The organism is Xylanimonas ulmi, assembly GCF_004216535.1.
GTDB classification, from domain to species: domain Bacteria; phylum Actinomycetota; class Actinomycetes; order Actinomycetales; family Cellulomonadaceae; genus Xylanimonas; species Xylanimonas ulmi.
Genome location: NZ_SGWX01000001.1, coordinates 2,887,825 through 2,911,765 on the forward strand (window position 1 = coordinate 2,887,825; position 23,941 = coordinate 2,911,765).

Consider the following 23,941-nt stretch of genomic DNA (forward strand, 5'->3'; position numbering starts at 1 on the left):
GGCCACCCGCCGTCGTGCGAGGCGCCCAACCCCCGATGGGCGAGCCCCTCAAGGCATCGCGGTCGCTTCGTGGACCGAGGTCAGTGACCCATGTCCATGACGATGCGGCCGTCGATCTTGGCGGCCTCCATGTCGTCGAAGATGTCGTTGACCTCGTCGAGCGGCTGCACCTTGTAGGTCGGCTTGATGAGGCCGCGAGCGAAGAAGTCGATCGCCTCCTCCATGTCCTTGCGGGTGCCGACGAGCGAGCCGCGGACCGTCAGGCCGAACAGCACCGTCGAGAAGATGTCGAGCGGGAACGCCTCCGGGGGCAGACCCACGAGCGAGACGGTGCCACCCGAGCGCAGCGCGCCGACCGCAGCCGGGAACGCCTTGCCGTTGACGGCGGTGACCAGGCCGCCGTGCGTGCCGCCGCCGGTGACCTCCTTGATCTTGGCGACGAGGTCGTCGCCCTCGGTGATCGCGTTGAACGCGTACTCGGCGCCGTGCTTCTTGGCGAGCTCGGACTTGGCGTCGTCGACGTCGACGGTCACCACACGCATGCCCATCGCGACCGCGTACTGCACGGCGATGTGGCCCAGGCCGCCGACACCCGAGATCAGGACCCACTGGCCCGGCTTGACCTCGGCCTCCTTGAGGCCCTTGTAGACGGTGACGCCGGCGCACAGGATGGGCGCGACAGCGGCGAGGTCGACAGTCTTGGGGATGTGCGGGGCGAACTTCGCGTCGACCAGCATGTACTGGCCGAACGAGCCGTTCTTGGTGTAGCCGCCGTACTGCGCGCTCGGGCACAGCGTCTCGCGACCCGTCTGGCACCACTCACAGTGGCCACAGGCGCTCCACAGCCACGCGTTGCCGGCCCAGTCGCCGACCTCGAGCTCGGTGACGCCCTCGCCGATCGCGACGACCTCGCCCGCACCCTCGTGACCCGGGATGAACGGCGGCGTCGGCTTGACCGGCCAGTCGCCGTGCGCGGCGTGCAGGTCCGTGTGGCAGACGCCCGAGTACAAGGTCTTGATGAGAACCTCGCCCGGCCCCGGCGTGGGGATCGGCAAGTCCTGGATCTCCAGGGGCGCCTTGAACTCAGTGACGACTGCTGCCTTCATGGTTTCCGTCATGGATTCGCTCTCCTTCGAACCGGAGGCCGGCACCGGGGGTGTGGTGCCGCCGGACCTCTCTGCGGCAAGAGTCGCATCGTGGGACGCAACGTTCATTGAGGTCGGCGCGTTGCGCGCAAGCCCTTGGCGCGTTGCCTCAAACCTTGCCGTGATCAGCCTCTCCGTTGGGACGGACATTCGCACGTCGGAGCGAATCGACGTGCGTCCGACCAGGTCAGCGCGAGTGGATCAGGTCGTGAACGCCGATGATCTCATCGCGGCGGGGCCCCACTCCGACGGCCGAGATGCGCGTGCCGGACACTTCTTCGAGATAGCGCAGATAAGCCTGAGCGTTTGCTGGCAGATCCTCGATAGCGCGCGCCCCTGAGATGTCCTCCCACCACCCTGGAAGCTCCTCGTAGATCGGCTTGGCGTGGTGGAACGCGCTCTGGTCGTCGGGCATCTCGTCGAAGCGCTCGCCGTCGACGTCGTAGGCGACGCACACGGGCACCTTGTCCAGTCCCGTGAGCACGTCGAGCTTGGTGACCACCAGGTCCGTCAGGCCGTTGACGCGCGAGGCGTAGCGCGCGATGACGGCGTCGTACCAGCCGGTGCGGCGCGCGCGGCCGGTCGTCACGCCGTACTCGCCACCCGTCTTGCGCAGGTACTCACCCGAGTCGTCGAACAGCTCGGTGGGGAACGGGCCCTCGCCCACGCGCGTGGTGTAGGCCTTGATGACGCCGATGACGGAGTCGATGCGGGTGGGGCCGACGCCCGAGCCGGTCACGGCGCCGCCGGCGGTCGCCGACGACGACGTCACGAACGGGTAGGTGCCGTGGTCGATGTCGAGCATCGTGGCCTGGCCGGCCTCGAACAGCAGCGTCTTGCCCGCGTCGAGCGCCTGGTTGAGCACCAGCGGGGTGTTGGCGACCATCGGCTTGAGCCGGTCGGCGTACGCCAGCAGCTCCTCGGTGACGGCGTCGACGTCGACCGCGCGGCGGTTGTACATCTTGACCAGCAGGTGGTTCTTCTGGTTGACCGAGCCCTCGATCTTGTCGTGCAGGATCTTGGGGTCGAACAGGTCGGCGATGCGGATGCCCAGGCGGTTGATCTTGTCCGCGTACGCGGGGCCGATGCCGCGCCCGGTCGTGCCGATCCGGCGGCTGCCGAGGAACCGCTCGGTCACCTTGTCGAGGGTGCGGTGGAAGGAGGTGATGACGTGCGCCTGGCTGCTGACCAGCAGGCGTGAGACGTCGACGCCGCGCGAGATGAGCGCGTCGAGCTCCTCGAACAGCACCTCGATGTCGACGACGACGCCGTTGCCGATCACCGGGACGACGCCCGGCGACAGGATGCCCGAGGGCAACAGGTGCAGGGCGTACTTCTCGTCACCGATCACCACCGTGTGACCGGCGTTGTTGCCGCCGTTGAACTTGACGACATAGTCGACCCTGGACCCGAGCAGGTCCGTCGCCTTGCCCTTGCCCTCATCGCCCCACTGGGCACCGACAAGCACGACCGCTGGCATGGGGATCCTCTCCCTTGGATGAACGACGCCACGGGCAGTACGGTCAACGAACACCGTTGCGCCGGGCCGCAGGGCAGTTTACCCGTGGTTGACCATCAGGCCCGGGCGAAGTGACGTACTCTCGGCTGCATGATCGAGATCGCGACGTCGTCGACGACGACGACCCTCGTGATCACCGGTGACCTGGACCTCGCCGAGCGTGACCAGTTCCCCGAGATCGCCTCGCGCGTCGTGGGCCTGCGACGCCAACTGCTCGTCATCGATATGTGCCATGTGACGTTCATGGACTCCACCGGCGCGGCGTTCCTCATCTCGCTCGCCGACTCGGGCCGCAAGCGCGGCGGCGCCACCGTGCTGCGCGGCGCCGACGAGCGCGACCTGTTCGTCCTTGAGGTGTGCGGCGCGCTCGAGATGTTCCGCATCGACCGCGATCACACCTGCGAGGGGGCGACGCCCGGCCCCGAGGGCTTCATCCGCCCCCAGGCCCAGACGCCCCCGACCGACGGCGCCGCCACGCTCCCGCAGCGGCGCCGCTCGGCCTCGTCCTGACTGACGCGAGCCGTCACTGACCCGCGGGGTCACTGCTCTTCGGGGTCACTGCCCTTCGGGGTCACTGCGGCGACGGCGCGCGGCGAGCCAGAGGCCGGCCCCCGTGAGCGTCAGCAGCGCTGCGGCGACCGCGCCCAGGAGCAGCGCGTCCGAGCCGGTGGCGGCGAGCCTGTCGCGCGGCCCGACGGACGCCCGGCTCGAAGCGGCGCTCGGGCTCGGGCTGGGGCTCGGGCTGGCGCTCGGGCGGGTGGGGCGCGCGCCGGCTGGGACGCCAGGGCGCGCCCGGCTCGGCGTGGGCTGCGCGGCCGCGCTGGCCGAGGGAGCGGGCGTGGGCGTGGGCGCGACGGTGGGCGCGGCCGTGGCTGACGGGGTGGGCGTCGGCGCGACGGCGTTCGGCGTCGGCGTCGGCGTCGGCGCGACGGCGTTCGGCGTCGGCGTCGGCGTCGGCGCGACGGCGTTCGGCGTCGGCGTCGGCGTGACGGCGGTGGCCGACGGCGTCGGCGTCGGCGTGACGGCGTCGGGATCGGCGCCGCTCGTGGGTGCGTCGTTCGTGGGTGCGTCGTTCAGGGCGAGCGCGAACAGCGTGACGCCCTCGCCCACGACGGGCGATCCTTCGGGCAGCGTGAGGCTCGCCAGGGCGCGGCCCGTGAGCGGGATGCGCTGCGCGAACACCGCGGCGTCGCCGTCGACCAGCCGTGAGTCGTCCACCGGGCCATGGTCGCTCGGCAGGAACGCCGTGGACCTGATCAGGTGCTGGCGCGCCACGGCGAGCGTGGCGACGTCGTCGCGCGACACGCGCCCGGCGTCCCACAGCGGCAGGTCGATGGTGACCTCCTGGCTCGTGCCGTCCTGGTAGGTGACGGTCGCGGTGCGGGGCTTGGCCTCGCCGGTCGAGAAGCCCACGACGAGGAGCGAGCGCCCCTCGCCGCTCAGGGCGATGGTCTGCCCCGCGGCCTTGACCGAGTCGGGCGTGCCGACCGGGCGCGGGTGCCAGTCGACCTGCGCGCCGAACGCGGTGGCCTTGGCGCCGGTGTCGAGTCCCGCGGCCGCGAGCGCCTCACGTGAGAACGCGCGGAAGTCGGTCGTGATGGCCGCGTTGCGGCGGTTGCCGGCGCCGGCGACCGACGTCACGTTGACGGCCTGCTCGAACGTGGGCGCCTCGGGCGCGACGCCCGGGCCCTGGTCGGCGCCGATATTCGGCGTCGCGGGGATCGGCGCGCCAAAGAAGTCGCGCTCCGCTGGGCCGACGACCTCGGCGCCTGCGACCTGGGCGCCCGCGCCGAGCAGCGGCGAGCCGGCGCGCAGCCGGTAGCCGGGCAGGTCACGGGACGTCTGGCCGCTGCCGAGCGCGACGAGCCCGGGGTCGCCGAGCACCGCGCCGGTCTCACCGGCCGGGGGTGTGATGCCGCCCCAGTAGGCGTTGTGGGAGTACACGGCGCCGCTCGTGCGCAGGCTCCCGCCTGGGGAGACGACGATGTTGTTGGTGAACTCGCGCGGGCCCTTCATGTCGTCCTCGAAGGGTCGCGTCGTGCACACGAAGGTGTTGTTGTACACCAGGTGCTTGCCCGTGCCGCTGCTCGCGCCGGCGAGCCGGCAGTCGTCCTGTGCGATGTTGTAGCGCAGCACGACGTCGGTCTTGGTCGCCCCACCCGAGCACCCGCCGACGCAGTTGAGGTAGAAGCCGCCGGAGTTGCCGAACGAGTAGTTGTACTGGAACAGGCACGTGCCGGTGTTCTTGATGTCGCAGTCCCAGGCGGTCGAGTCGTACTTCGACCACGAGCTGTTGCCCACCACGTTGAACTGGAAGGTGGGGTCATCGGAGTTGAAGGGCCACATGCCGGCGAAGTTGCCGCCCCTGAAGGGGTACTTGCCCTGCCCGAGGCCGATGGCCACGTTGTGCTCGATGAGCGGAGCGGCCGAGTTGTGCACCACGACGGCGTCGCCGCCGATGTCGCGCAGGTCGTTGTGGGCGATGTGGACGGCGGTGTTGCGGTCCGTGGACGTGTCGGGGGCCGAGATCTTGATCGCGCCGCCGCCCGCGTCCTTGACGCGGTTGCCGGTGATGGTCACGCCGTGGAACGGCCCCTTGCCGTCACCGCGGACCACGATGGCGCCCGACTGCACGTAGGGCTGCATGTCGGGCGCGTCCTTCTTGGTCGCCCCGCCGACGTCCTCGACGAGGTTGTCGGTGATGACGACGCCGGAGCGCGCCACGCCGTCGGTCGTCTCGTACAGGATGCCGGTGCGGCGCACCGTGGGCTCACCTGGGTTGACCACGCGCATGCCCCGCACGGTCCAGTGGCTGACATTGGTGAAGCGCAGCGCCGCGAGCGCGCCGTCGCCGTTGACCGTCGCGGGCTCGTTCCCGGGACCGTAAGGGCTCACCACGATGGGCGCGACGTCCGCTCCCGAGCCTTTCGGCGCGAACGTCCCGTGGCACTCGACGCCGCGGCGGAACCGCACCGAGTCCCCCGGCCCGAAGGACGCGACGGCGTTGAGCTGGTCGATCGAGCTCAGCGGCGAGGCCTCCCCTCCGTCTCCCGGCGTCGGCGCCGAGCAGTCCACGAAGTGCGCGCGCCCCGAGACGGCGACGACCCTCGCCTCCAGCGAGCCGCGCGCGGTGGCGCCGAACTTCGCCGGGGCCGAGGCGGTGACCGCGAGCGCCCCGGCGGGCGCGTCGCTCGGCACGACCCAGCTCACGATCGCCCGGCCCGCGTGGTCGGCCGTGGCGTGCGCCTCGGCGTCGCCGAACCGCACGGTGACCTGCGCGAGCGGCGTCGCGCCGTCGACGACGATCGAGACGGCGCTGCCCGGCGCGAGGTGGGCGAGGTCGACGCCCTTGGGCGTGAGGCGCAGCGGCGGCGCCTCGAACGTGTCGGAGCAGACGAACCGCAGGTCGGCCCAGTCCGCGTGGTCGTTGCCGGGGCCCTCGGGTCCGGCCTCGACGCGCAGTTCGACCTTGCCGACGCCGCGCAGGTCCACGTTGAGGGGGGCCGCGCTGTCGGTGCCCTTGCGCGCGACGCGGAAGGCCTCCGCATCATCGAGCACGACGACGAAGTCGACGCGGCCCTTGGGGCTCTGGCTGTCGTCGATGCCCACCTCGCCGAGCAGTTGCGTGCACCGATGCCCCACGTCATAGACGATCGACGAGGGGGCGTGCACGCCGAGCCCCTTCGCGTACTTCGTGCCCCGGATCGAGATCGGCCCGCGGTCGGGGTCAGGCACGGCTCTGGCTCCGTTGTTGTGGTCGAGCTCGACCGGACCCCACCCGTTGTCGTCCTCCACCCAGGCGACGTCGCTGGCGTAGTGCGTCCCAGCCGTCAGGGCGCCAGTGGGGCCGTCCGCGGCGGCCGCGGGGCCTGCGAACGCCACGAGCGACGCGCTGGCCACGAGGCTCAGGGTGCTGACAACACCCGGGAGGGCAAGGGACGTGGCTTTACGCCATCGGATGCTCACGCGCGTCTCTCCTTGGGTCACCGGTGACTGGTTGGTCACTCCACTGGTGACCGGCGCCGGACCCCCAGGGTGGCGAATCGGCGGCGCACGGACACGCAAACGAGCACACTCGCACCGCAAACGAACACCAGGGACACGCAGGCCGCGCTGCGCGGCCGCCGCGCTACTTGATCTTGGCCCAGACGAGCTTGCCCGACCCCGCCGGGCGCCAACCCCAGTCGGCGAGCCGCTCGACGATCTGCATACCGAACCCGCCCACCCGGTTGGGGTGGCCGTCGGTGGTCACCGGCGGCGCCGGGTTGGCGTCCTCGACCTCGATGCGCAGGCCGTCGCCCGTGTCGAACAGGCGCAGCGAGATGTGCCCCCAGCCGTGCAGCACGCCGTTGGCGACCAGCTCGGACACCACCAGCTCGGCCGAGGCCGACTCGGGCAGCCCCCACGCCTGACACGAGCGCAGCACCGCGTGGCGTGCGCGCCCGATCGACGCGGGCTCGCTGGGCAGCAGCCACCGCCGCGAGCGCGGGCTCAGGCTCGGCGTCGTCGCGTCGGCCACCGGGTCGGGCAGCCGCACGACGACGATCGCGACGTCGTCCTCGGGCGCGTCGGCCAGGCGCGACAGCAGCTCCTCGCCCACCCCCGCGGCGTCGCGCGCGGTGATGCGCGCCGAGGTCTCGACCAGCGCCTCCAGGCCCACCTTGAGCGAGCGGTCGCGCCGCTCGATGAGGCCGTCGGTGTAGAACAGCAGCACGTCGCCCGGGTAGAGCACCTCGGTGGTGGTGCGCCGCTCGACGAACCCGAAGCCCACGAGCGACCCCCCGCCGCCGTCGAGCTGGCGCACCGTGCCGCCCCGCAGCAGCAGCGGCGGCAGGTGCCCGGCGCGCGTGTACTCCATGTCCCACGACTCGTCCGCGCTCACCTCCCCCGGCACGTCGCTCTCCTCGGGCGCCCGGCGGCGCAGCGTCGCGTACACCAGGCTCGCCGAGCGCGGGATGCGCATGCCCTGCACGAGCATGTCGACCCGGTCGAGCACCACCGACGGCGTCGTGAGCTCGTAGGCGTAGGAGCGCACCACCGAACGCAGCTGGCCCATCGCGGCCGCGGCCTCGACGTCGTGCCCCACGACGTCGCCGATCACCAGACCGACCGTCGAGCCGTCGATGTCGAGCACGTCGTACCAGTCGCCGCCCACCTGGGCGTGCTCGGCGTTGGGGGCGTAATAGGTCCACACGTCGAGCCCGGTCACGTCGGCCTGCTCGGGCAGCATCGCCCGCTGCAGCGCCTCGGCGAGGTGGTGCTCGCGCGCGTACAGGCGCGCGTTGTCGATCGCGGTGCCCGCGCGGCGCGCGACGACCTCGACGACGGTGCGCACGTCGTCGGGCTCACTCAGCACGCTCGCCGTCGTCGCCCCGGCGCCCGCTTCGTCACCGTTCCAGGTGACCAACAGGCCCAGCACCTGACGGCGACCGCCCACGGCGTGCACGACGACGGAGCCGGGCCGCACGCCCGTCTCGTCGAGCACGCGGCGCACCAGGTCGCGGCGCAGCCAGCCCGAGGCGGAGTACGGCGCGTACTCGACGTCGAGGCGCAGCAACACGGGGCCGTCAACCAGACCGTCGAGCAGATCCTGCACGGCGTCGACGGTCTCGCGCGCGCCGTGCGCGCTCGGGGCCGGGTCGAGCGGGTCGGCGTCGCTGCCGCCGACATAACGCGCGTGACGTCGCCCGCGGCCCCCGGGCGGGGCGGCCATGTCGATGCCGTCGGCGTGCAGCAGGCCGTCGTCGTTGAGGTAGAACGCCGCCCACGGCACCACCGAGCGCAGCAGTTCGGCGATGTCACGCAGCGCGTAGGGGTACTCCAGGTCGCCCAGCAGCTCGGTGGTCTGCGCGATGAGGTCGAGGTCGGCGCGCTGGCGACGCTCGACCGCGAGCGTCTGCAACTGGGCCGAGCGCTCGTCGACGTACGCCGACACATCGACGCTGGTGCCCAGGAAGTGCGTGACCGTGCCGAGCACATCACGCCGTGGGGTGAACGTCACATGCGACCAATACGTGGCCCCATCAGCGCGGAGACACTGCATCGTGAAGGTGCCGCCCTCGCCCGAGGCGAGCGCCGGGGCGGCCAGCGCGGCATCCGACGGCTCGACCAGGACATGCTCGAGCGGACCCAGCGACGCGCGTCCCGGGACGGGCGGCGGCGCGGCGACCCCGGCCGTCAGACCGGTCTTCGCCGTGAACGCGTCGTTGACCCACACCAGCGGCAGGCCGTCCTCGTACGCGCCCGTGACGAACATGCACAATGACGTCCCCGCGACCATCTCGGCGAACAGGTCTGGGGACGGTGCGACGTGCTGTCCGGCCAATCCCGCCATATCCTCCTCCGCCTGCCGGTGCGACACGGGACAGATGGTGTCCCTGCTGGTCGCTTAACCGTAATGTGGTCCCCGACAGCACGCGAGGCCGGGCAGTCGAAAGGAGCACCGTGCGGGACACATCGAACCCGAAGCCAACGACGCTCGGCGAAGAGGGTGGGCACGACGGCGTGCCCGAGTTCGGAGACCCCGCGAGCGTCCACCTCATCGTCGGCACATCTCGCGCGCGAATCGTGCTGTCCGGAGAGATCGACGCCGACATCGGGCCCGAGCTCGGCGAGGCCACGGCAGAGGCCGAGGCCACGGGCCTGCCCGTCGAGATCGACGCCCACCACATCACGTTCATGGACTCCTCGGGCGTCGCGTTCCTCGCGCGGCTCGGCTCGCGCATGCCCCACAAGGTGCGCATCCTGCGCGCCCCGCCCACGGTGAAGTTCCTGCTGGAGGTCACCCGGATCGGCGAGCTCCTGGAGATCGTCGACGAGGACGAAGGCCTGGACTGAGATTCACCCGCTGCGCGCCCCACGCGCCGCCGGACCACAACGCAGAACCCTCCGCCCACCGGGGTTGTCCCACGGTGGGCGGAGGGTTCTGAGCGTCGTCGGCGCGTTCGCGCCGGCGGCTGTGCCCTGCGAGTGGGCTCAGCGCATCTTGTTGCCGGCGCTGCGCAGCTGCTGGCTCGCCTCGATGATGCGCTGGGCCATGCCGGCCTCGGCCAGCTTGCCCCAGGCGCGCGGGTCGTAGGCCTTCTTGTTGCCGACCTCGCCGTCGACCTTCAGGACGCCGTCGTAGTTGGTGAAGAAGTGGCCGGCGACCGGACGCGAGTACGCGTACTGCGTGTCGGTGTCGATGTTCATCTTGATGACGCCGTTGTCGACCGCCTCGGCGATCTCCTCGGCGGTCGAGCCCGAGCCGCCGTGGAAGACGAGGTCGAACGGGTTGGCCTTGCCGATCTCGTCGCCGACGGCCTTCTGGATGTCCGCGAGGATCGACGGGCGCAGCTTGACGGCGCCCGGCTTGTACACGCCGTGCACGTTGCCGAAGGTCAGCGCGGTCAGGTAGCGGCCCTTCTCGCCGGCGCCGAGAGCCTTGACGGTCGCGAGGCCGTCCTCAGCGGTCGTGTAGAGCTTCTCGTTGATCTCGGCGACGTGGCCGTCCTCCTCGCCACCGACGACGCCGACCTCGATCTCGAGGATGGTGCGCGCGGCCTGCGAGAGCTCGAGCAGCTCGGCGGCGATGACGAGGTTCTCGTCCAGCGGGATGTCCGAGCCGTCGAACATGTGCGACTGGAACGTCGGGTTCAGGCCCTTCTTGACCTGCTCGGCCTCGAGCGCCAGCAGCGGGCGGACCCAGGACTCCAGGTTCTTCTTGACGCAGTGGTCAGTGTGCAGCGCGATGTTGACCGAGTAGTTCTTCGCGACCTCGGTGGCGTACGCGGCAAGGGCGAGCGAGCCCGTGATGCGGTCCTTGATGGTCGAGCCCGACGCGTACTCGGCGCCGCCCACAGAGACCTGGATGATGCCGTCCGACTCGGCCTCCGCGAAGCCCTGGATGGCGGCGGTGACGGTCGAGGACGACGTGATGTTGACCGCGGGGTAGGCGAACTTGCCGGCCTTCGCCCGGTCGATCATCTCGGCGTAGATCTCAGGGGTTGCGATGGGCATCGTTGATACTCCAAGCAGATGTGGGGGATGTTCCTTGGGCATCCTCCCACGCCTGTGGCCTGACCGTCATGCGGGCGGTCGCGCGCACGCGGTGCGACGGCGCGGACGGCACCAGTCGGCGGGCCATGACAACGCGCGCGACAGGAGTCACCACGGCTTTGCTGGTCTGGCTCACGAATCCAGCCCGCGCCTGCCTTCAAGACCTGCGAACGCCCGCGGACTCACGCTCTCGCGCGACACCCCCGGACCGAGGCGCGCCAAACAAGGGACAATATCCGGTTCTCTGGATACTCTCGTCTTGTGCCGTTGACGGGGATGTTGATGTCTCGAGCGGGCCTCGCGGCCGCCCGGCTCGCTGACGCGCTCAGTGGACTTAACACGGGAGACCGCGTCCCGCGGGTCCAGGACCTGGCAGGGCAGTTCGGCTGCGGCAGGGGCACTGTGCAAGCGGCGTTCGGACTGCTCGAAAACGCGGGCGCACTGCGACTCGTCGCACGCGGCCACCTAGGCACGTTCGTTGACGCGATCGACCACCGAGTGCTGTGGCAACTGTCGGGCGATCGCTCCGTCTCGCTCGCCATGCCCTTGCCCTACACCCCTCGGTACGAGGGGCTTGCGACCGGGCTGGCCGCAGGGTTCGAGGCCACGGGCGTCCCGCTCACGCTGGCGTTTATGCGCGGCTCGGCAGCCCGCCTCCGGTCTCTGCGCGAGGGGCGGTCGGACTACGTGCTGCTCTCGTCACTCGCCATGTCGACAGAGGAGGACCTGGAGGTCGTGCGCGACTTCGGGGACGGCAGCTACGTCGCGTCCCACGTCACGGTGCTCGCCGAGGGCAAGCAGGTCACCGACCCTGACTTGCGGATCGCCGTCGACCGTTCGTCGGCCGACGTGGTTACCCTCGTGCGCCGCGTGTTCGGCGACGTGCCGGCCGATCGTCTCGTGGACGTCTCCTACAACCACCTCGACCACGGGTTCCGCGCGAAGACCATCGACGCAACGGTGTGGAACGCCGATGAGATCCGCCGCCACATCTCGGCCCCGATCACCACCCTGCCGCTCCCCGCGGCACTCGACTCGTCAGACACACGCGCTGTCATAGTCCGGGTCCGATCCGACGTCTCGGTGCCCGTCGCCGTGCTCGACGCGTTCACGAACCCAGTTGTCGTCCAACTCGCTCACGACGTCGTCGCGGGCAACGCCATCCCGTCCTACTGAAGGAGCACCGCTATGAACCACGAGCTTCGTCAGCGCCTCGACGCCTTCCGGGCGACAGACTCCATCCCCTCGCGGGCTGTCGACTTCGTCGAACGCGAACTCGCCATGATCGACCCGCAGGCGACGCTCGACGACGAGCAAGCCGGCCTGTTCGTCTCACACGCGGTGATGGCGGTGACACGCCTAGCCCAGGGCGACGACACCGTGACCGCGCCCGACGAGAACGTCTACGCCGAGGTGGTCTCAAAAGACCCTTCGACGCCGATCACGGCCCAACGCATGGCCGATCGCGTGGCCGAGGAGTTCCGACGACCTCTGCCGGACGCGGAGGTCAAGTTCCTGACCATTCACATCGCCCTGCTGAACCACCACCTGACAAGGGAGTCGTCATGAGAATCATCGCCGGAGGCGTGGGCAAGGCGCAGGTCGCTGACGCCCTCAGGTCAATGCTCCGCCCACACGACACCATCACCGTCAGCAGCGACATGGACGCGGCGCTTAAGCTGCGCACCGGCGACGCCGACTACTACCTCGGCACGTGTCACACCGGCGCGGGCGCCAGCCTCGGCGTCCTCGTTGGACTCCTCGGCGCCGACAAATGCCACACCTTCGGCCGCGCCGCACTCACCGCAGAGGACATCGAGGCCCAACTCTCCGCAGGCAAGGTCGCCTTCGGGTTCTCGGTGGACCAGATCGACGACGCCGTCCCGGCCCTGTGGGCGGCCCTCCTCAAGGAAGAGAAGGTCTGATGTTCGCACTACTCGCTGCCGCCAACGAAGCCAGCGGCGTGCACTTCGCCACCTGGCAGTCCATCACCGTCATGATCGTCACTGCCGTCGCAGCCGTCATGGCCCACAAGGCCCTGGCCGTGTTCAACGACGGCGCGCGCCCCTTCATGCTCGACTTCATCGGCGGCAAGACCACCCGCCCCGCAACCGCGACCGTCGTGTTCGGCCTATCGGCCGGGTTCATTTTCGGCTTCGGCGCCCCTCTCGCGCTGTCGACCGGAGTGCTCAACCCGTGGCTGCTCTTCCTGCCCGCCGAGATCCTCGGTCTCGTCGCTCCGACGTGGTGGCTCGCCGCCGCCGCGGGTCTGGGCTGGGGAGCGATCTCCGCGTGGGGTCTGTCATCGATCAACAACCTCTCCGCAAACCTTCCGGTCGACTTCATCTCGGCCCTCGGCGAGCTCGGGACTCCGATCCTGTGGCTGTTCGCGATCTTCCCGGCGCTAGCGGTGGCGCGTCAGTTCGGCCGCACCAAGGGCCTGATCACGTTCGGCGTCCAGATCGCCGCGACGGTCGCCACCATGAAGCTCTGGCCGAACATCTTCGCCGCCTCCATTGCCATGGCCGCGGGCGTGGTCATGCTCGTCGCATTCGCTGTCACGAAGGACCGCAGCGAACGCAGCGCCGAGGCCGTCGCCCTCGCGAGCATGAGCGACGCAGAGCGAGCCGCCCATGCTGGGAATAAGGCCGTTGCCGCTGCGGCCGTCGACCAACTCTTCGGCCCGAACGCCGCCCGCCTACGCAAGTACCTGCCGTGGTTTGCCGTGCTCGGCGCAGCGGTGGCCGTCCTTTCCGCCACCGGGATCTTCGCCGGCGGCGAGGCGACCTCGTTCCTTGTCGCAGATCGCCAGTTCGTCGAGGCCGCGCAAGTCGACTTCTGGCGTGCGTTCGGGTTCATCCCGTTGATCGCAACGACGGCGTTGGCCTCCGGCGCGTACGCCATGGCCGGTCTGACGTTCGTCTACCCGGTCGGATACTTGATCGGTCACTTCATCGGCAACCCCGCGTTGGCCCTAGTCGTGGCAGCGATCGCAGGTGCGCTGGTGTTCAGCGTCGAGGTCTTCGCCCTCTCCGGCCTTGGCAAGTGGATGCAGCGCTGGCCGTCGATTCGAGAGTCGGCGGACCACATACGAAACGCCATCAACGAGGCCCTCCAAGCGGCGATCCTCGTCGGCTCGCTCATGGTTGCCCTGTCGATGGGTGGCGGCCTAGGGGCGCTGCTCGTCGGTGGACTGTACCTACTCAACGAGGCGCTCGGCCGCCCAGTCATCCGTATGGCCGCCGGCCCCGCCGCAATCCTTGTCTCCGGCGTGTTGCTCAACCTCCTGCACTGGGTGGGTCTGTTCACCCCGGTCGCGTAAGCGGCAGGAGGCTCACGACCATGATCCAGTCCGTCCTTGGCCCGATCGACCCCCACAGCGTGCGCGGGGCCGTACTGCCGCACGAGCACCTCGCGATCGACCTGAGAGTCGAGTTCGACAGCGAGGCTGTACTCAGCGACGACGACACCCCCGCCGTCGCCACTGAACTCGCCGACGCCTCGGCCCGGTTCGGCCTCGCACTCGTCATCGACCAGACCGCGCGAGGCATGGGTCGCGACATCGCCGCGTTGCGGCGGATTGCGACGACGTCGGGAGTACCCGTGGTCGCCAGCACCGGGTGGTACTACGAGCGGTTCCACCCGGCCGCCGAGCCGGGCGATGACGTCGGACGCGCGACGGCACTGCTGATCAGCGACCTGACCGAGGGAGTCGACGGAACGGATGTCCTCGCCGGTGTCATCGGCGAGATCGGCACGCACGGGCAGACCCCGAGCGCGCCCGAGAGGGTGAGCCTCCTGGCAGCCGGTCGCGCGGCGGCGGCCACGGCGCGACCGGTCTCGACCCATGCCCACCTGGGCACGGGTGCCCGAGCCCAGCTTGACTTGCTCGCATCGACGGGTGTCGACCTGAGCCGGGTCAGCATCGGCCACCAAGACCTGACGACAGACGCCGCCCAACATGCCGCGATCGCCGACGCGGGGGCGTACATCGCATTCGACACAATCGGAAAAGAGTCCTACCAGCCCGACGACGTCCGCCTGCGCCTGGTGCTCGACCTCCTCGAGCAGGGCCGAGAGCGAAACCTGCTGCTCAGCAACGACATCTCTCGACGCAGTTACCTCCGCGTCGCAGGCGGCAAGGGATACTCCCACACCCTGGGCAGGTTCGCCGCACGGCTGCGCGCCGCTGGCATCGATAAGCACACCCTTGATCAACTCTTCCGACGCAACGCGTTGCGCTGGCTCACCGGAGTAGACGTCGACGGCGCCGCGGCGCCAATCCCCTCCCCCTGCGAGGAGGCCCTGTGATGACCTTAGTCCGCCCCACTCTCCCGGTGACAACCCCCCTGCCGCACCTCGACGCCGAGGGCGCGTTTGCCCTCCAACAGCGCATTGTCGCCGCCATTTGCGACGAACTGCCTGGCGACGAACTGTTCCGCGCAGACGTCGGCGTCAAGCTCGGCTTAGGACGCCCCCACACGACGGCGCGCGTCGAGCGGGTCCTCGCGCGCACGTTCGACGCCGAGGACGCCTGTCTGGTGCAGGGAGCCGGGACCGGCGCGATCCGCGCCGCGTTGTCCGCTGGTCCCTGGCGCGACGGCCAGCGCCGTTTGCTCGCGCACGACGCCCCGGACTACTCGACAACAGCGACGACCTTCCGCGATGGCCTCGTTGAGGCGGTGCGGGTCGACCTCAACGACCCCGAGGCGGTGGACGCAGCCTTGAAGGCCCCTGACTCGCCCGCCTGGGTATACATCCAGCACACCCGGCAGCGTCTTGCGGACAGCTTCGACCCGATCGCCGTCGTCGAACGAGCCCATGCGCTCGGCAAGCGCGTGATCGTCGACGAGAACTACGCGGCTGTCCGCACACCACGGCTCGGGGTGCAGGTAGGCGCAGCAGCGTCGACCTTTTCCTTGTTCAAGTTGCACGGTCCCGAGGGAGTGGGCGTCGTCGTCGGGGACGCCGACCTATGCGACGCCGCTCACGCCGCCAATTACTCTGGCGGCGGGCAGGTCCAAGGCCCGCAGGCCGTCGCCGCGCTCCAGTCCCTCGTCTCGGCACCCCTGAATTGGGCGCGGCAGTCGAAGGAGGTCCACCGGCTCGCCAGACTGCTCCGCGACGGCGCCGTGCACGGGATCGCCGACGCCGTCGTCGCGAACGTCCAGGACCTGTGTGTCGTGGCGCTGCTCGACACGCCAGTCGCGGACGACGTGCGCGCGCGGGCCTCCCGGTACGGCGCTGCGCCCTACCCTGTGGGGTCCAACTCGCGGTATGAGATCGCACCCATGATCTATCGCCTCTCGTCGTCGACCCTCGACGCACAGCCCGAACTGCGCGAATGGACCCTGCGGATCAACCCGATGCGCGCTGGTGCCGACCTCACGGCTGACATCTTGAGCCGCGCACTGCGAGGCTGAGCGTCGTGTTCCTCGACACCACACTGCGCCGCAATCCCCACCTCATCGAGGCCGCGCAGGCACTGCACGCCGACGGCCTGATTGAACCCGACACATACGTGATCGACGTCGACACCGTGTCCGCCAATGCCCGCGCACTTGCGGCGACCGCCACTGCACACGGACTCGTTCCCTGGGCTGTCATCAAGCAGATTGGCCGCAACCCACTCGTCACCCGGGCGATCACCCAGCATCTCCCGCTTGGCACGGCTATCGACGTGCGCGAGGCACGGGCGCTGCTCGCCGGCGGCGCGCACCTTGGAAACGTCGGGCACCTCGTCCAGATCCCACGCAAGGCGCTGCCTGAGATCCTCGCCGCAGGCGCAGACCATGTCACGGTGTACGACGTCTCAAACCTCCGAGCGGTCGACGCCGCAGCCCGCAGCCTGGGCATCGTCCAGCCGATCATCGCTCGCATCGCCGGACATGCCTCCGATTCCTACCCTGGGCAGGAGGGCGGGTTCGCGCCCTGCGACATGGCCCGTCTCCTTGAGACCACCGAGAGCCTCGCGCACACCCGACTGGTTGGCGTCACAGGTTTCCCCTGCGTCGTGTTCGACCCCGCCCTCGGCAGGCCGCGCGTCACTGCCACGCTTGACGCAGTGCTGCGCGCCGCAGAGGTGATCCGCGGCGCCGGAGTCGAACCCGTCATCAGTCTGCCCAGCCATTCGAGTTGCTCGACCGTCCCGCTGGTCGCGGCGGCGGGCGGCACACACATCGAACCCGGTCATGCGCTGACGGGGTCGACACCCGAGCACGCCGTGCGTGACGACCTCCTTGAGCGGCCCGCGATGGTCTATGTGTCGGAGGTCGGGCAGGAGTCGCCGCGACCCCAGGTCATCGGCGGTGGCTTCTACGCCCGCGGTGGCGCTCGCAACGCACTGCTCGGGAGCGCCGACTCCGCGCGGCGGATCGCCCTGCTGCCCGATCCCCCGGAGAACATCGACTACTACCGTCGCCTGGACCCCTCTTCTGCTGACGTCTCTCCGCGTTTGGGCGAGACGGCCGTCATGGCGTTCCGGACGCAGATCTTCGTGACCAGGTCGCACGTCGCCGTCGTCTCTGGCATCGCCGCGGGCTCACCCCATGTCGACGGAGTCTTCACCGCCCTGGGCGAGGTGGTCGCGGCATGACGGCCACGATCCTGGTGCTCGACGGCTTCGGGGTCGGTGCCATGCCCGACGCGGGCGAGATCCGGTCTGCCGACTCCCGCGCGGACACGTTTGGCTCGCTGTCCCTCTGGGCGGGCGCGCGCGACCGGTCCGCGCTGCGGGTACCCCACCTCGCTGCGCTTGGCCTCGCGACGCTGCGCCCCGACCTCGGGCTGGGGTCTGCGGCGCTGACACTCCCGCGTGTCGCGCGGCGCGCCGCGCTCGGCTACCCCGGAGCCGATACGTTCGCCGGACACCAGACGATGATGGGGGCCGACATGTCCCACGTCGTACTGCGGCGTCTCGAGGAGAGCCTCGACGAGGTGCGCGCGGCGCTCCACGCCGCCGGGCATCGCACCGCGTTGCTCGACGGCGGACCCGTCATCGTCGTCGACGACGAACTGCTGGTCCATGACAACTTGGAGGCGGACCCAGGCCTGATCTGGAACGTCTCGGCTCGACTCGACTACATGCCCTGGGAGTCGATCCTTCACGTCGCCTCCGCGGTGCGCTCGGTCGCTCCCGTGGCGCGCGTCATCGCCGTCGGCGGCTACTCGTCAGAGCCGCTGCCCGCGGCCGTCCGCCCCGGCGCCTTCGGCGTCGTCGGCCTGGACACACCTGCTTCTGGCTTCTATCGCAATGGCGGCCTGCGGGTGCAGCACTTCGGCGCGGACATAGACCACCGCCATCAACTCCCTGAGGTCACCGCCCGCGCGGGTCTGCCGGTCACCCTCATCGGCAAAGCTGCGGACATCCTCGCGACGGATGCAGACGTCGTGCGCCTCCCCGGGGTCTCGACCGAGAGAGTCCTCGCAGACGCGGTGCGCGCGGCTCACAGCGGCGGCCTCGTCGTCGCCAACGTCCAGCAGACCGACCTGGCAGGACACCAGCAGGACCCGGCCCGGTTCATCGAACTCCTTGAACAGGTTGACGCGACTATCCCCAACCTGCTCGACGCCCTGGGGCCAGGTGACCTTCTTGTCGTCGTCGCGGACCACGGCAACGACCCACTCATCGGGCACGCTCATCACACGCGCGAGTACGTCCCGGTGCTGGCCGCCAGCGGCGGCCGACATCGGGCCGACTGCGCGAACGGTGCGATGCGCGGGGTCGATCTGGAGTCGCTCGCCGACGTCGGCGCGTCGGTCGCTGCTCACCTCGGCCTCGACCCGAATGATCTCGCACACGGCTCCCCAACCGACCTTCTCGCGCTCGGCGGGGCGACTCATCGGTGAGAGCGCGCATTCGCTGGGACCGACGTCGCAGCGCCGGTGGCCGGTGTTGCACCTGACGGCGGTTGGCCGCGCTGCGCGGTCTGGACGTCAGTCTGCGCTCTGATCGTCAATCCGATCTGACGACCAGAGCGCAGACTGACGACTAGACCGGGCCCGGAGCCGGTCCAGGCGGGCCGGAGCAGTTAGGGGTGGGGGTGGTGGCGTAGCGCCCAGGCGTACATGGCGATGGCGCCCGCCGCGCCCGCGTTGAGCGAGCGCGTCGACCCGTGCTGCGTGATGTGCACGACGACGTCGCACGCGGCCTGCATCGCGGGCGTCAGGCCCGTGGACTCCTGGCCGAGCACCAGCACGCAGCGCGCGGGCAGCGCGTAGGCCTCGATGGGCTGCGAGCCCGGCACGTTGTCGACCCCGACCAGCGGCAGTCCCGCGGCGCCGGCCCACGCGGCGAGCGCGTCGGCGTCCGGATGGTGGTGGACGTGCAGATAGCGGTCGGTCACCATCGCGCCGCGACGGTTCCACCGCCGTCGGCCGACGATGTGGACACCCGCGACGTTGTAGGCGTTGGCGGTGCGCACGACCGACCCGATGTTGAGGTCGTGCGCCCAGTTCTCGATGGCGACGTGCAGCGCGAACTCGGGGTCGCGGCGCGCGTCGAGGTCGGCGACGATCGCCGCGACCGACCAGTAGCGGTACCGGTCGACGACGTTGCGCCGGTCGCCGAGCTCCAGCAGCTCGGGGTCCCACTGCGGGCCGTCGGGCAGCTCGCCCAGCCACGGGCCGACGCCCACGGCCCGCTCCCGCTCCCCGTCGTCGAGCGCCTCCCGGTGGTTGAGCCTGTCGAAACCACCCGACGGCCCATGCGGGGTGGTTTCGACAGGCTCAACCACCGGGGCCGGGTCAACCACCGGGGCCGGGTCAACGGCCGGGTCAGGCAAGGTCGGTCCTCAGGGCTGCCGCCGCCGCGCGGGCGCGCTCACGGGCCTGGGCGACGTCGGCGCCGCGCGCGAGCGTGACCGCGACGCGGCGCCGGCCGTCGACGCGCGGCTTGCCGAACAGCCGCACCTGCGCCGTCGGGACCGCCAGCGCCTGGTCCACGCCCAAGAACACCGGCACGCCCGACCCCTCGGCGAGCACCGCGCACGAGGCCGCCGCCTCCTGCCCGGGCCCGCCCACAGGCGACGGCGCGGCGACCGGCAACCCGAGCACCGCGCGCGCGTGCAGCGCGAACTCGCTGACGTCCTGGCCCACGAGCGTGACCAGGCCGGTGTCGTGCGGGCGCGGGCTGACCTCGGAGAACAGCACGTCGTCGCCCACCACGAACAGCTCGACGCCGAACAGCCCCCAACCGCCGAGCGCCTCGGTCACGCGCGCCGCGACCTCCTGGGCGCGGGCCAGCACGTCCGGACGCATCGGCGCGGGCTGCCACGACTCGCGGTAGTCGCCGTCGGCCTGCACGTGCCCCACGGGCGGGCAGAACACGGTCGCGTCCCGCCCGTCGGCGCCCCGGTGACGCACCGTGAGCAGGGTGATCTCGTCGTCGAACTCGACGAAGCCCTCGACGATGACGCGCACTGCGTCGTCGGGCCCGTGCGCTGCGGCGCGGCCCCCGGTCTGCGCGTACGCCCACGCCGCCGCGACGTCGTCGGGCGTGCGCAGCACCGACTGGCCCTTGCCCGAGGAGGACATGACGGGCTTGACGACGCACGGCAGCCCGAGCGCGTCGACGGCGGCGCGCAGGTCGTCGAGCGTGTCGACGAACCGGTAGGGCGAGGTCGCCAGCCCGAGCTCCTCGGCGGCCAGGCGGCGGATGCCCTCGCGGTCCATGGTCAGGCGGGTGGCGCGCGCCGTCGGGACGACGCGCACTCCCGTCGCCTCGACGTCGGCGAGCACGTGCGTGGCGATCGCCTCGATCTCGGGCACGACGACGTGGGGGCGCTCGGCGTCGAGCACGGCGCGCAGCGCGTCGCCGTCGAGCATGTCGACGACGTGGGCGCGGTGCGCGACCTGCATGGCCGGGGCGTTGGCGTAGCGGTCGACGGCGATCACCTCGGCGCCCAGGCGCTGCAGCTCGATCGCCACCTCCTTGCCGAGCTCGCCGGCGCCCAGCAGCAGCACGCGCGTGGCGTGCTCGGACAACGGCGTTCCGATCGCGGCCGGTGTGGAACCTGTGGAGAACGGGGCGGGCGGGGTGGGACGAGCGCTCATGCACGCATCCTCCCGCACTACCCTCGCCCTCATGCTCACCGCGTTCGCTGACGCCCTGCCCACGTTCGCGGCATCGCTTCCCGCCGGCCCGGCGCACACGCTCGCCCCGGGCTGGATGGACCCCTCGACACTCATCACCGGGTTCCTGACGGACTACGGCAGCTGGGCGATCCTCGCGATCGCGCTCGTGGTCTTCGTCGAGACGGGGCTGCTGTTCCCGATCCTGCCGGGCGACTCGCTGCTGTTCATGGCGGGCGCGTTCACCGCGCAGCACGCCATGCGGCTGCCGCTGCCGGTCGTCATGCTGACGCTGTTCGTCGCCGCGGTGCTCGGCAACTCGACCGGGTACACGCTCGGACGGACGTTCGGCGCGCGCCTGTTCGACCGCCCGGACTCGCGGGTGTTCAAGCGCCGGTACATCGACCAGACCCAGCGGTACTTCGACGCCTACGGCGGGCGCACCATCACGATCGCGCAGTTCGTGCCCATCGTGCGCACCTACGCGCCCGTGGCCTCGGGCATCGGGCGGATGCCGTTCCGGCACTTCATCGCCTTCAACGCGCTCGGCGCGGCGCTGTGGGCCGCCGGGATCACGTTCGTGGGCTATCTGCTGGGCAACATCGCGTTCGTCAAGGACCACGTCGAGGCCCTGGTGCTGCTCATCGTCGCGGTGTCGGTCGTGCCCATGGCGGTCGAGGTGCTGCGCGAGCGGCGCAAGCTCGCGCGCGCCGCGTCCCCGGCGCTGGCCGCCGGCGGACCGGCGCCGTCGGGCGAGGGCGCGGCCAGCGACGCGATCGCGGTCCCCGTCGGCGCCACGGTCGCCGCGCAGGGCGCGGCGGCGGGTACCTTCGACGACGACGGCGCGCGGCCGCGGCACGCGCGCTGACCCTGCGACTTCTGGAGACACCGATGACCCGCACGATCGAGTCGTGGCTCACCGATATGGACGGCGTCCTGGTGCACGAGGGGCACGCCATCCCAGGCGCCCCCGAGTTCATCACCGCGCTGCGCGACGCCGGCCGGCCGTTCCTGGTGCTGACCAACAACTCCATCTTCACGCCGCGTGACCTGCGCGCCCGGCTGCACACCAGCGGCATCGACCTGCCGGAGGAGTGCATCTGGACCTCCGCGCTGGCCACGGCCCAGTTCCTGCGCGACCAGGTGCCGAACGGCTCGGCGTACGCCATCGGTGAGGCGGGCCTGACGACGGCGCTGTACGAGGCGGGCTACACGCTCACCGAGGCCGACCCCGACTACGTCGTGCTGGGCGAGACCCGCACGTACTCGTTCGAGGCGATCACCAAGGCGATCCGGCTCATCCAGGGCGGGGCGCGCTTCATCGCGACCAACCCGGACACCACGGGGCCGTCGCTGGAGGGGCCGCTGCCCGCGACGGGCGCCGTGGCCGCGCTCATCACTGCGGCCACGGGGCGCAAGCCCTACTACGTGGGCAAACCCAACCCGATGATGTTCCGCTCGGCGCTCAACCGCATCGACGCGCACTCCGAGGTCACGGCCATGATCGGCGACCGCATGGACACCGACGTCGTCGCGGGCATCGAGGCGGGGCTGGCCACGTTCCTGGTGCTGACGGGCTCGACCCGCACCGAGGACGTCAACAAGTACCCGTTCCGCCCGTCCCGGGTGGTCGACTCGATCGCGGACCTCATCGAGCTGGTGTAGCCCCGCCTGGTGTAGCCCGCTCAGGGCAGCGCGAGCGCAATCGCGCCCAGCGCCACCGTCGCGGCGACCTCGCCCAGGCCGAGCGCCTTCGCCGAGGCCCGCCGCGTCGACAGGGCCCACGCGCGCGCCGTCATCGCGGCGAGGAACGCGACGGCCCACCACCACGCCGGGTCGCGCGCCAGCGCCACGGGCACGGCCGCGACGGTCACCGCGGCGTGGTACCCGATCGACGCGAGCGCATACGCCCGCACGCCCCGCTCGCGGATCATCGACTTGACGTAGAGCACCGTGCCGAACAGGTAGGCGAACGCCAGCGCCGCGAGCAGCCCGATCGGGGCGTCGGCGCGTGCCAGCGCCCGCCAGACCGGGCCGCCGTCCCGGCCCGCCGTGTACGCCACGAGTGTCATGATCGACGCCGCGGCCACCAGGGCGCCGCCCGCCAGCACCGACCGCTCGGTGCGCCGCGCGGCCGCCCACAGCCCGAGCGCCAGGAACGGCGCGAACACCGGCGCCCAGGCGATCAGCCGCCAGTCGAGGGCGAGCACGGTCAGCCCGAGCGCGGCCGTGGCGCCGCCGTAGGTCCACATCGCCGGCAGGTACCGCGGCCGGCGGCGCGACTTGAGCCACAGCCCCAGCGCGAAGTAGGCGAAGTAGCCCACGAACCAGAGCGCGAGCAGCGGCACGAGCACCGGCCGGAGGGCGCCGTCCGCGGCGCCACGCGCGACGCCGACCAGGAACGGCAGCGCGAGCATCGCCCACGCCCCGTGCTGGTTGGGGACCCACCCTCCCGAGCGCACAGACACCTCAGGAGCATAGGGGGCGGGCGCTCGCCGGCCGGGGCGTCGGTCGCCTCAGGTGAGGCGCGGTGTCGGGTGCGGCGAGGCCCGGGTGCGCCGTCAGGCGAGGCCGACGTCCTGGAGGCCGAAGAGCGGGTGGTAGGGCACGCCCAGCGCCTCGATCTTCTCCCCCGCGCCCGTCGCGCGGTCGACGATCGTGGCCACCGCGACCACCTCGGCGCCCGCCGCGCGGCACGCCTCGATCGCGGTGATGGGGCTGCCGCCCGTCGTCGTCGTGTCCTCGACGACCACGACGCGACGGCCCGCGACGTCGGGGCCCTCGATCTGGCGCTGCATCCCGTGCGCCTTGGCCTCCTTGCGCACCACGAACGCGTCGAGGTCCTGCCCGCGCGAGGCCGCGGCGTGCAGCAGCGCGTCAGCGATCGGGTCGGCGCCGAGCGTCAGACCGCCGACGGCGTCGATCTCCGCCGTGCCGAACCCGAGCTCCTCCAGGTGGTCGAGCATGACGTGCCCGACGAGCGGGGCCGCCCGGTGGTGCAGCGTGATGCGGCGCAGGTCCACGTAGTAGTCGGCCTCCTTGCCGGAGGACAGCGTCACCTTGCCGTGCACGATCGCGAGGTCCTTGATGAGCTCCAGGAGCTGCTCGCGGGGGGTCGGGGAGAACACGGGAGTCGCAGAGTCGGTCACGACCACCAGGGTACGGGCGC

Annotated in this window: 21 protein-coding genes; 12 read left to right on the plus strand and 9 right to left on the minus strand. The window is 71.0% G+C overall.

Annotated elements, in window-relative coordinates; genetic code table 11:
- Nucleotides 1–80: 80 nt before the first annotated feature.
- Nucleotides 81–1,118: an alcohol dehydrogenase AdhP gene (gene adhP / locus EV386_RS13400; protein WP_130415754.1), complete on the minus strand. Its 1,038-nt coding sequence runs from the start codon at nucleotides 1,116–1,118 to the stop codon at nucleotides 81–83.
- 214 nt (nucleotides 1,119–1,332) lie between these two features.
- On the minus strand, nucleotides 1,333–2,625 hold the full coding sequence (locus tag EV386_RS13405) for an adenylosuccinate synthase (protein WP_130415756.1): 1,293 nt from the start codon (nucleotides 2,623–2,625) through the stop codon (nucleotides 1,333–1,335).
- A 129-nt stretch (nucleotides 2,626–2,754) separates the two neighbouring features.
- Here EV386_RS13405 and EV386_RS13410 point away from each other — a divergent pair, with 129 nt between their 5' ends.
- Entirely contained in the window at nucleotides 2,755–3,174 is a 420-nt protein-coding gene (locus EV386_RS13410; RefSeq protein ID WP_242607964.1) for an STAS domain-containing protein, read from the plus strand.
- Nucleotides 3,175–3,219: 45 nt separating this feature from the next.
- Here the strand turns inward: EV386_RS13410 and EV386_RS18850 are convergent, their stop codons facing one another.
- Together EV386_RS18850 and EV386_RS13420 are read right to left on the minus strand one after the other, a co-directional pair.
- The gene (locus EV386_RS18850) at nucleotides 3,220–6,564 is read right to left on the minus strand and encodes an NPCBM/NEW2 domain-containing protein (protein ID WP_130415758.1); all 3,345 of its coding nucleotides are present in this window, start codon (nucleotides 6,562–6,564) and stop codon (nucleotides 3,220–3,222) included.
- 229 nt (nucleotides 6,565–6,793) lie between these two features.
- The gene (locus tag EV386_RS13420) at nucleotides 6,794–8,998 is read right to left on the minus strand and encodes an ATP-binding SpoIIE family protein phosphatase (RefSeq protein ID WP_130416937.1); all 2,205 of its coding nucleotides are present in this window, start codon (nucleotides 8,996–8,998) and stop codon (nucleotides 6,794–6,796) included.
- A 110-nt stretch (nucleotides 8,999–9,108) separates the two neighbouring features.
- Here EV386_RS13420 and EV386_RS13425 point away from each other — a divergent pair, with 110 nt between their 5' ends.
- The gene (locus tag EV386_RS13425) at nucleotides 9,109–9,501 is read left to right on the plus strand and encodes an STAS domain-containing protein (protein WP_130415760.1); all 393 of its coding nucleotides are present in this window, start codon (nucleotides 9,109–9,111) and stop codon (nucleotides 9,499–9,501) included.
- A 138-nt stretch (nucleotides 9,502–9,639) separates the two neighbouring features.
- Here the strand turns inward: EV386_RS13425 and fbaA are convergent, their stop codons facing one another.
- On the minus strand, nucleotides 9,640–10,662 hold the full coding sequence (fbaA, locus tag EV386_RS13430; protein ID WP_130415762.1) for a class II fructose-bisphosphate aldolase: 1,023 nt from the start codon (nucleotides 10,660–10,662) through the stop codon (nucleotides 9,640–9,642).
- Between the two features lie 321 nt (nucleotides 10,663–10,983).
- Here fbaA and yhfZ point away from each other — a divergent pair, with 321 nt between their 5' ends.
- From yhfZ to EV386_RS13470, 8 genes are read left to right on the plus strand one after another with little or no spacing between them, the layout of a single operon-like run.
- Nucleotides 10,984–11,877, plus strand: coding sequence for a GntR family transcriptional regulator YhfZ (gene yhfZ / locus EV386_RS13435; protein ID WP_165399940.1), 894 nt, complete (start codon nucleotides 10,984–10,986; stop codon nucleotides 11,875–11,877).
- Nucleotides 11,878–11,889: 12 nt separating this feature from the next.
- Entirely contained in the window at nucleotides 11,890–12,270 is a 381-nt protein-coding gene (locus tag EV386_RS13440; RefSeq protein ID WP_130415767.1) for a PRD domain-containing protein, read from the plus strand.
- Nucleotides 12,267–12,626, plus strand: coding sequence for a DUF2620 family protein (locus tag EV386_RS13445; protein ID WP_130415769.1), 360 nt, complete (start codon nucleotides 12,267–12,269; stop codon nucleotides 12,624–12,626). The genes EV386_RS13440 and EV386_RS13445 overlap by 4 nt, the downstream gene beginning before the upstream one ends.
- Nucleotides 12,626–14,023, plus strand: a complete 1,398-nt coding sequence (locus EV386_RS13450; RefSeq protein ID WP_130415771.1) for a YhfT family protein — start codon at nucleotides 12,626–12,628, stop codon at nucleotides 14,021–14,023. Before EV386_RS13445 ends, EV386_RS13450 begins: the two co-directional genes overlap by 1 nt.
- Nucleotides 14,024–14,043: 20 nt before the next feature.
- The gene (locus tag EV386_RS13455; protein ID WP_130415773.1) at nucleotides 14,044–15,012 is read left to right on the plus strand and encodes a phosphotriesterase family protein; all 969 of its coding nucleotides are present in this window, start codon (nucleotides 14,044–14,046) and stop codon (nucleotides 15,010–15,012) included.
- A gap of 26 nt (nucleotides 15,013–15,038) precedes the next feature.
- The gene (locus EV386_RS13460) at nucleotides 15,039–16,124 is read left to right on the plus strand and encodes an aminotransferase class V-fold PLP-dependent enzyme (RefSeq protein ID WP_207216538.1); all 1,086 of its coding nucleotides are present in this window, start codon (nucleotides 15,039–15,041) and stop codon (nucleotides 16,122–16,124) included.
- 5 nt (nucleotides 16,125–16,129) lie between these two features.
- Entirely contained in the window at nucleotides 16,130–17,296 is a 1,167-nt protein-coding gene (locus tag EV386_RS13465; RefSeq protein WP_130415777.1) for an alanine racemase, read from the plus strand.
- On the plus strand, nucleotides 17,293–18,549 hold the full coding sequence (locus EV386_RS13470) for a phosphopentomutase (RefSeq protein WP_130415779.1): 1,257 nt from the start codon (nucleotides 17,293–17,295) through the stop codon (nucleotides 18,547–18,549). The genes EV386_RS13465 and EV386_RS13470 overlap by 4 nt, the downstream gene beginning before the upstream one ends.
- Nucleotides 18,550–18,731: 182 nt before the next feature.
- Here EV386_RS13470 and EV386_RS13475 read toward each other — a convergent pair whose 3' ends face one another.
- Together EV386_RS13475 and purT are read right to left on the minus strand one after the other, a co-directional pair.
- The gene (locus tag EV386_RS13475; protein WP_242608103.1) at nucleotides 18,732–19,337 is read right to left on the minus strand and encodes a TrmH family RNA methyltransferase; all 606 of its coding nucleotides are present in this window, start codon (nucleotides 19,335–19,337) and stop codon (nucleotides 18,732–18,734) included.
- Nucleotides 19,338–19,476: 139 nt separating this feature from the next.
- On the minus strand, nucleotides 19,477–20,754 hold the full coding sequence (gene purT, locus EV386_RS13480) for a formate-dependent phosphoribosylglycinamide formyltransferase (RefSeq protein WP_130415781.1): 1,278 nt from the start codon (nucleotides 20,752–20,754) through the stop codon (nucleotides 19,477–19,479).
- Between the two features lie 31 nt (nucleotides 20,755–20,785).
- Here purT and EV386_RS13485 point away from each other — a divergent pair, with 31 nt between their 5' ends.
- The gene (locus EV386_RS13485; RefSeq protein WP_130415783.1) at nucleotides 20,786–21,640 is read left to right on the plus strand and encodes a VTT domain-containing protein; all 855 of its coding nucleotides are present in this window, start codon (nucleotides 20,786–20,788) and stop codon (nucleotides 21,638–21,640) included.
- Nucleotides 21,641–21,663: 23 nt separating this feature from the next.
- Nucleotides 21,664–22,437: an HAD-IIA family hydrolase gene (locus tag EV386_RS13490; RefSeq protein ID WP_130415785.1), complete on the plus strand. Its 774-nt coding sequence runs from the start codon at nucleotides 21,664–21,666 to the stop codon at nucleotides 22,435–22,437.
- 20 nt (nucleotides 22,438–22,457) lie between these two features.
- Here the strand turns inward: EV386_RS13490 and EV386_RS13495 are convergent, their stop codons facing one another.
- Together EV386_RS13495 and pyrE are read right to left on the minus strand one after the other, a co-directional pair.
- Nucleotides 22,458–23,240 carry a YwiC-like family protein gene (locus EV386_RS13495; RefSeq protein WP_130415787.1) on the minus strand — a complete coding sequence of 261 codons (783 nt, stop codon included), beginning with the start codon at nucleotides 23,238–23,240 and terminating at the stop codon, nucleotides 22,458–22,460.
- Between the two features lie 93 nt (nucleotides 23,241–23,333).
- Nucleotides 23,334–23,921: an orotate phosphoribosyltransferase gene (pyrE, locus tag EV386_RS13500; RefSeq protein ID WP_242607965.1), complete on the minus strand. Its 588-nt coding sequence runs from the start codon at nucleotides 23,919–23,921 to the stop codon at nucleotides 23,334–23,336.
- Nucleotides 23,922–23,941: the final 20 nt, after the last annotated feature.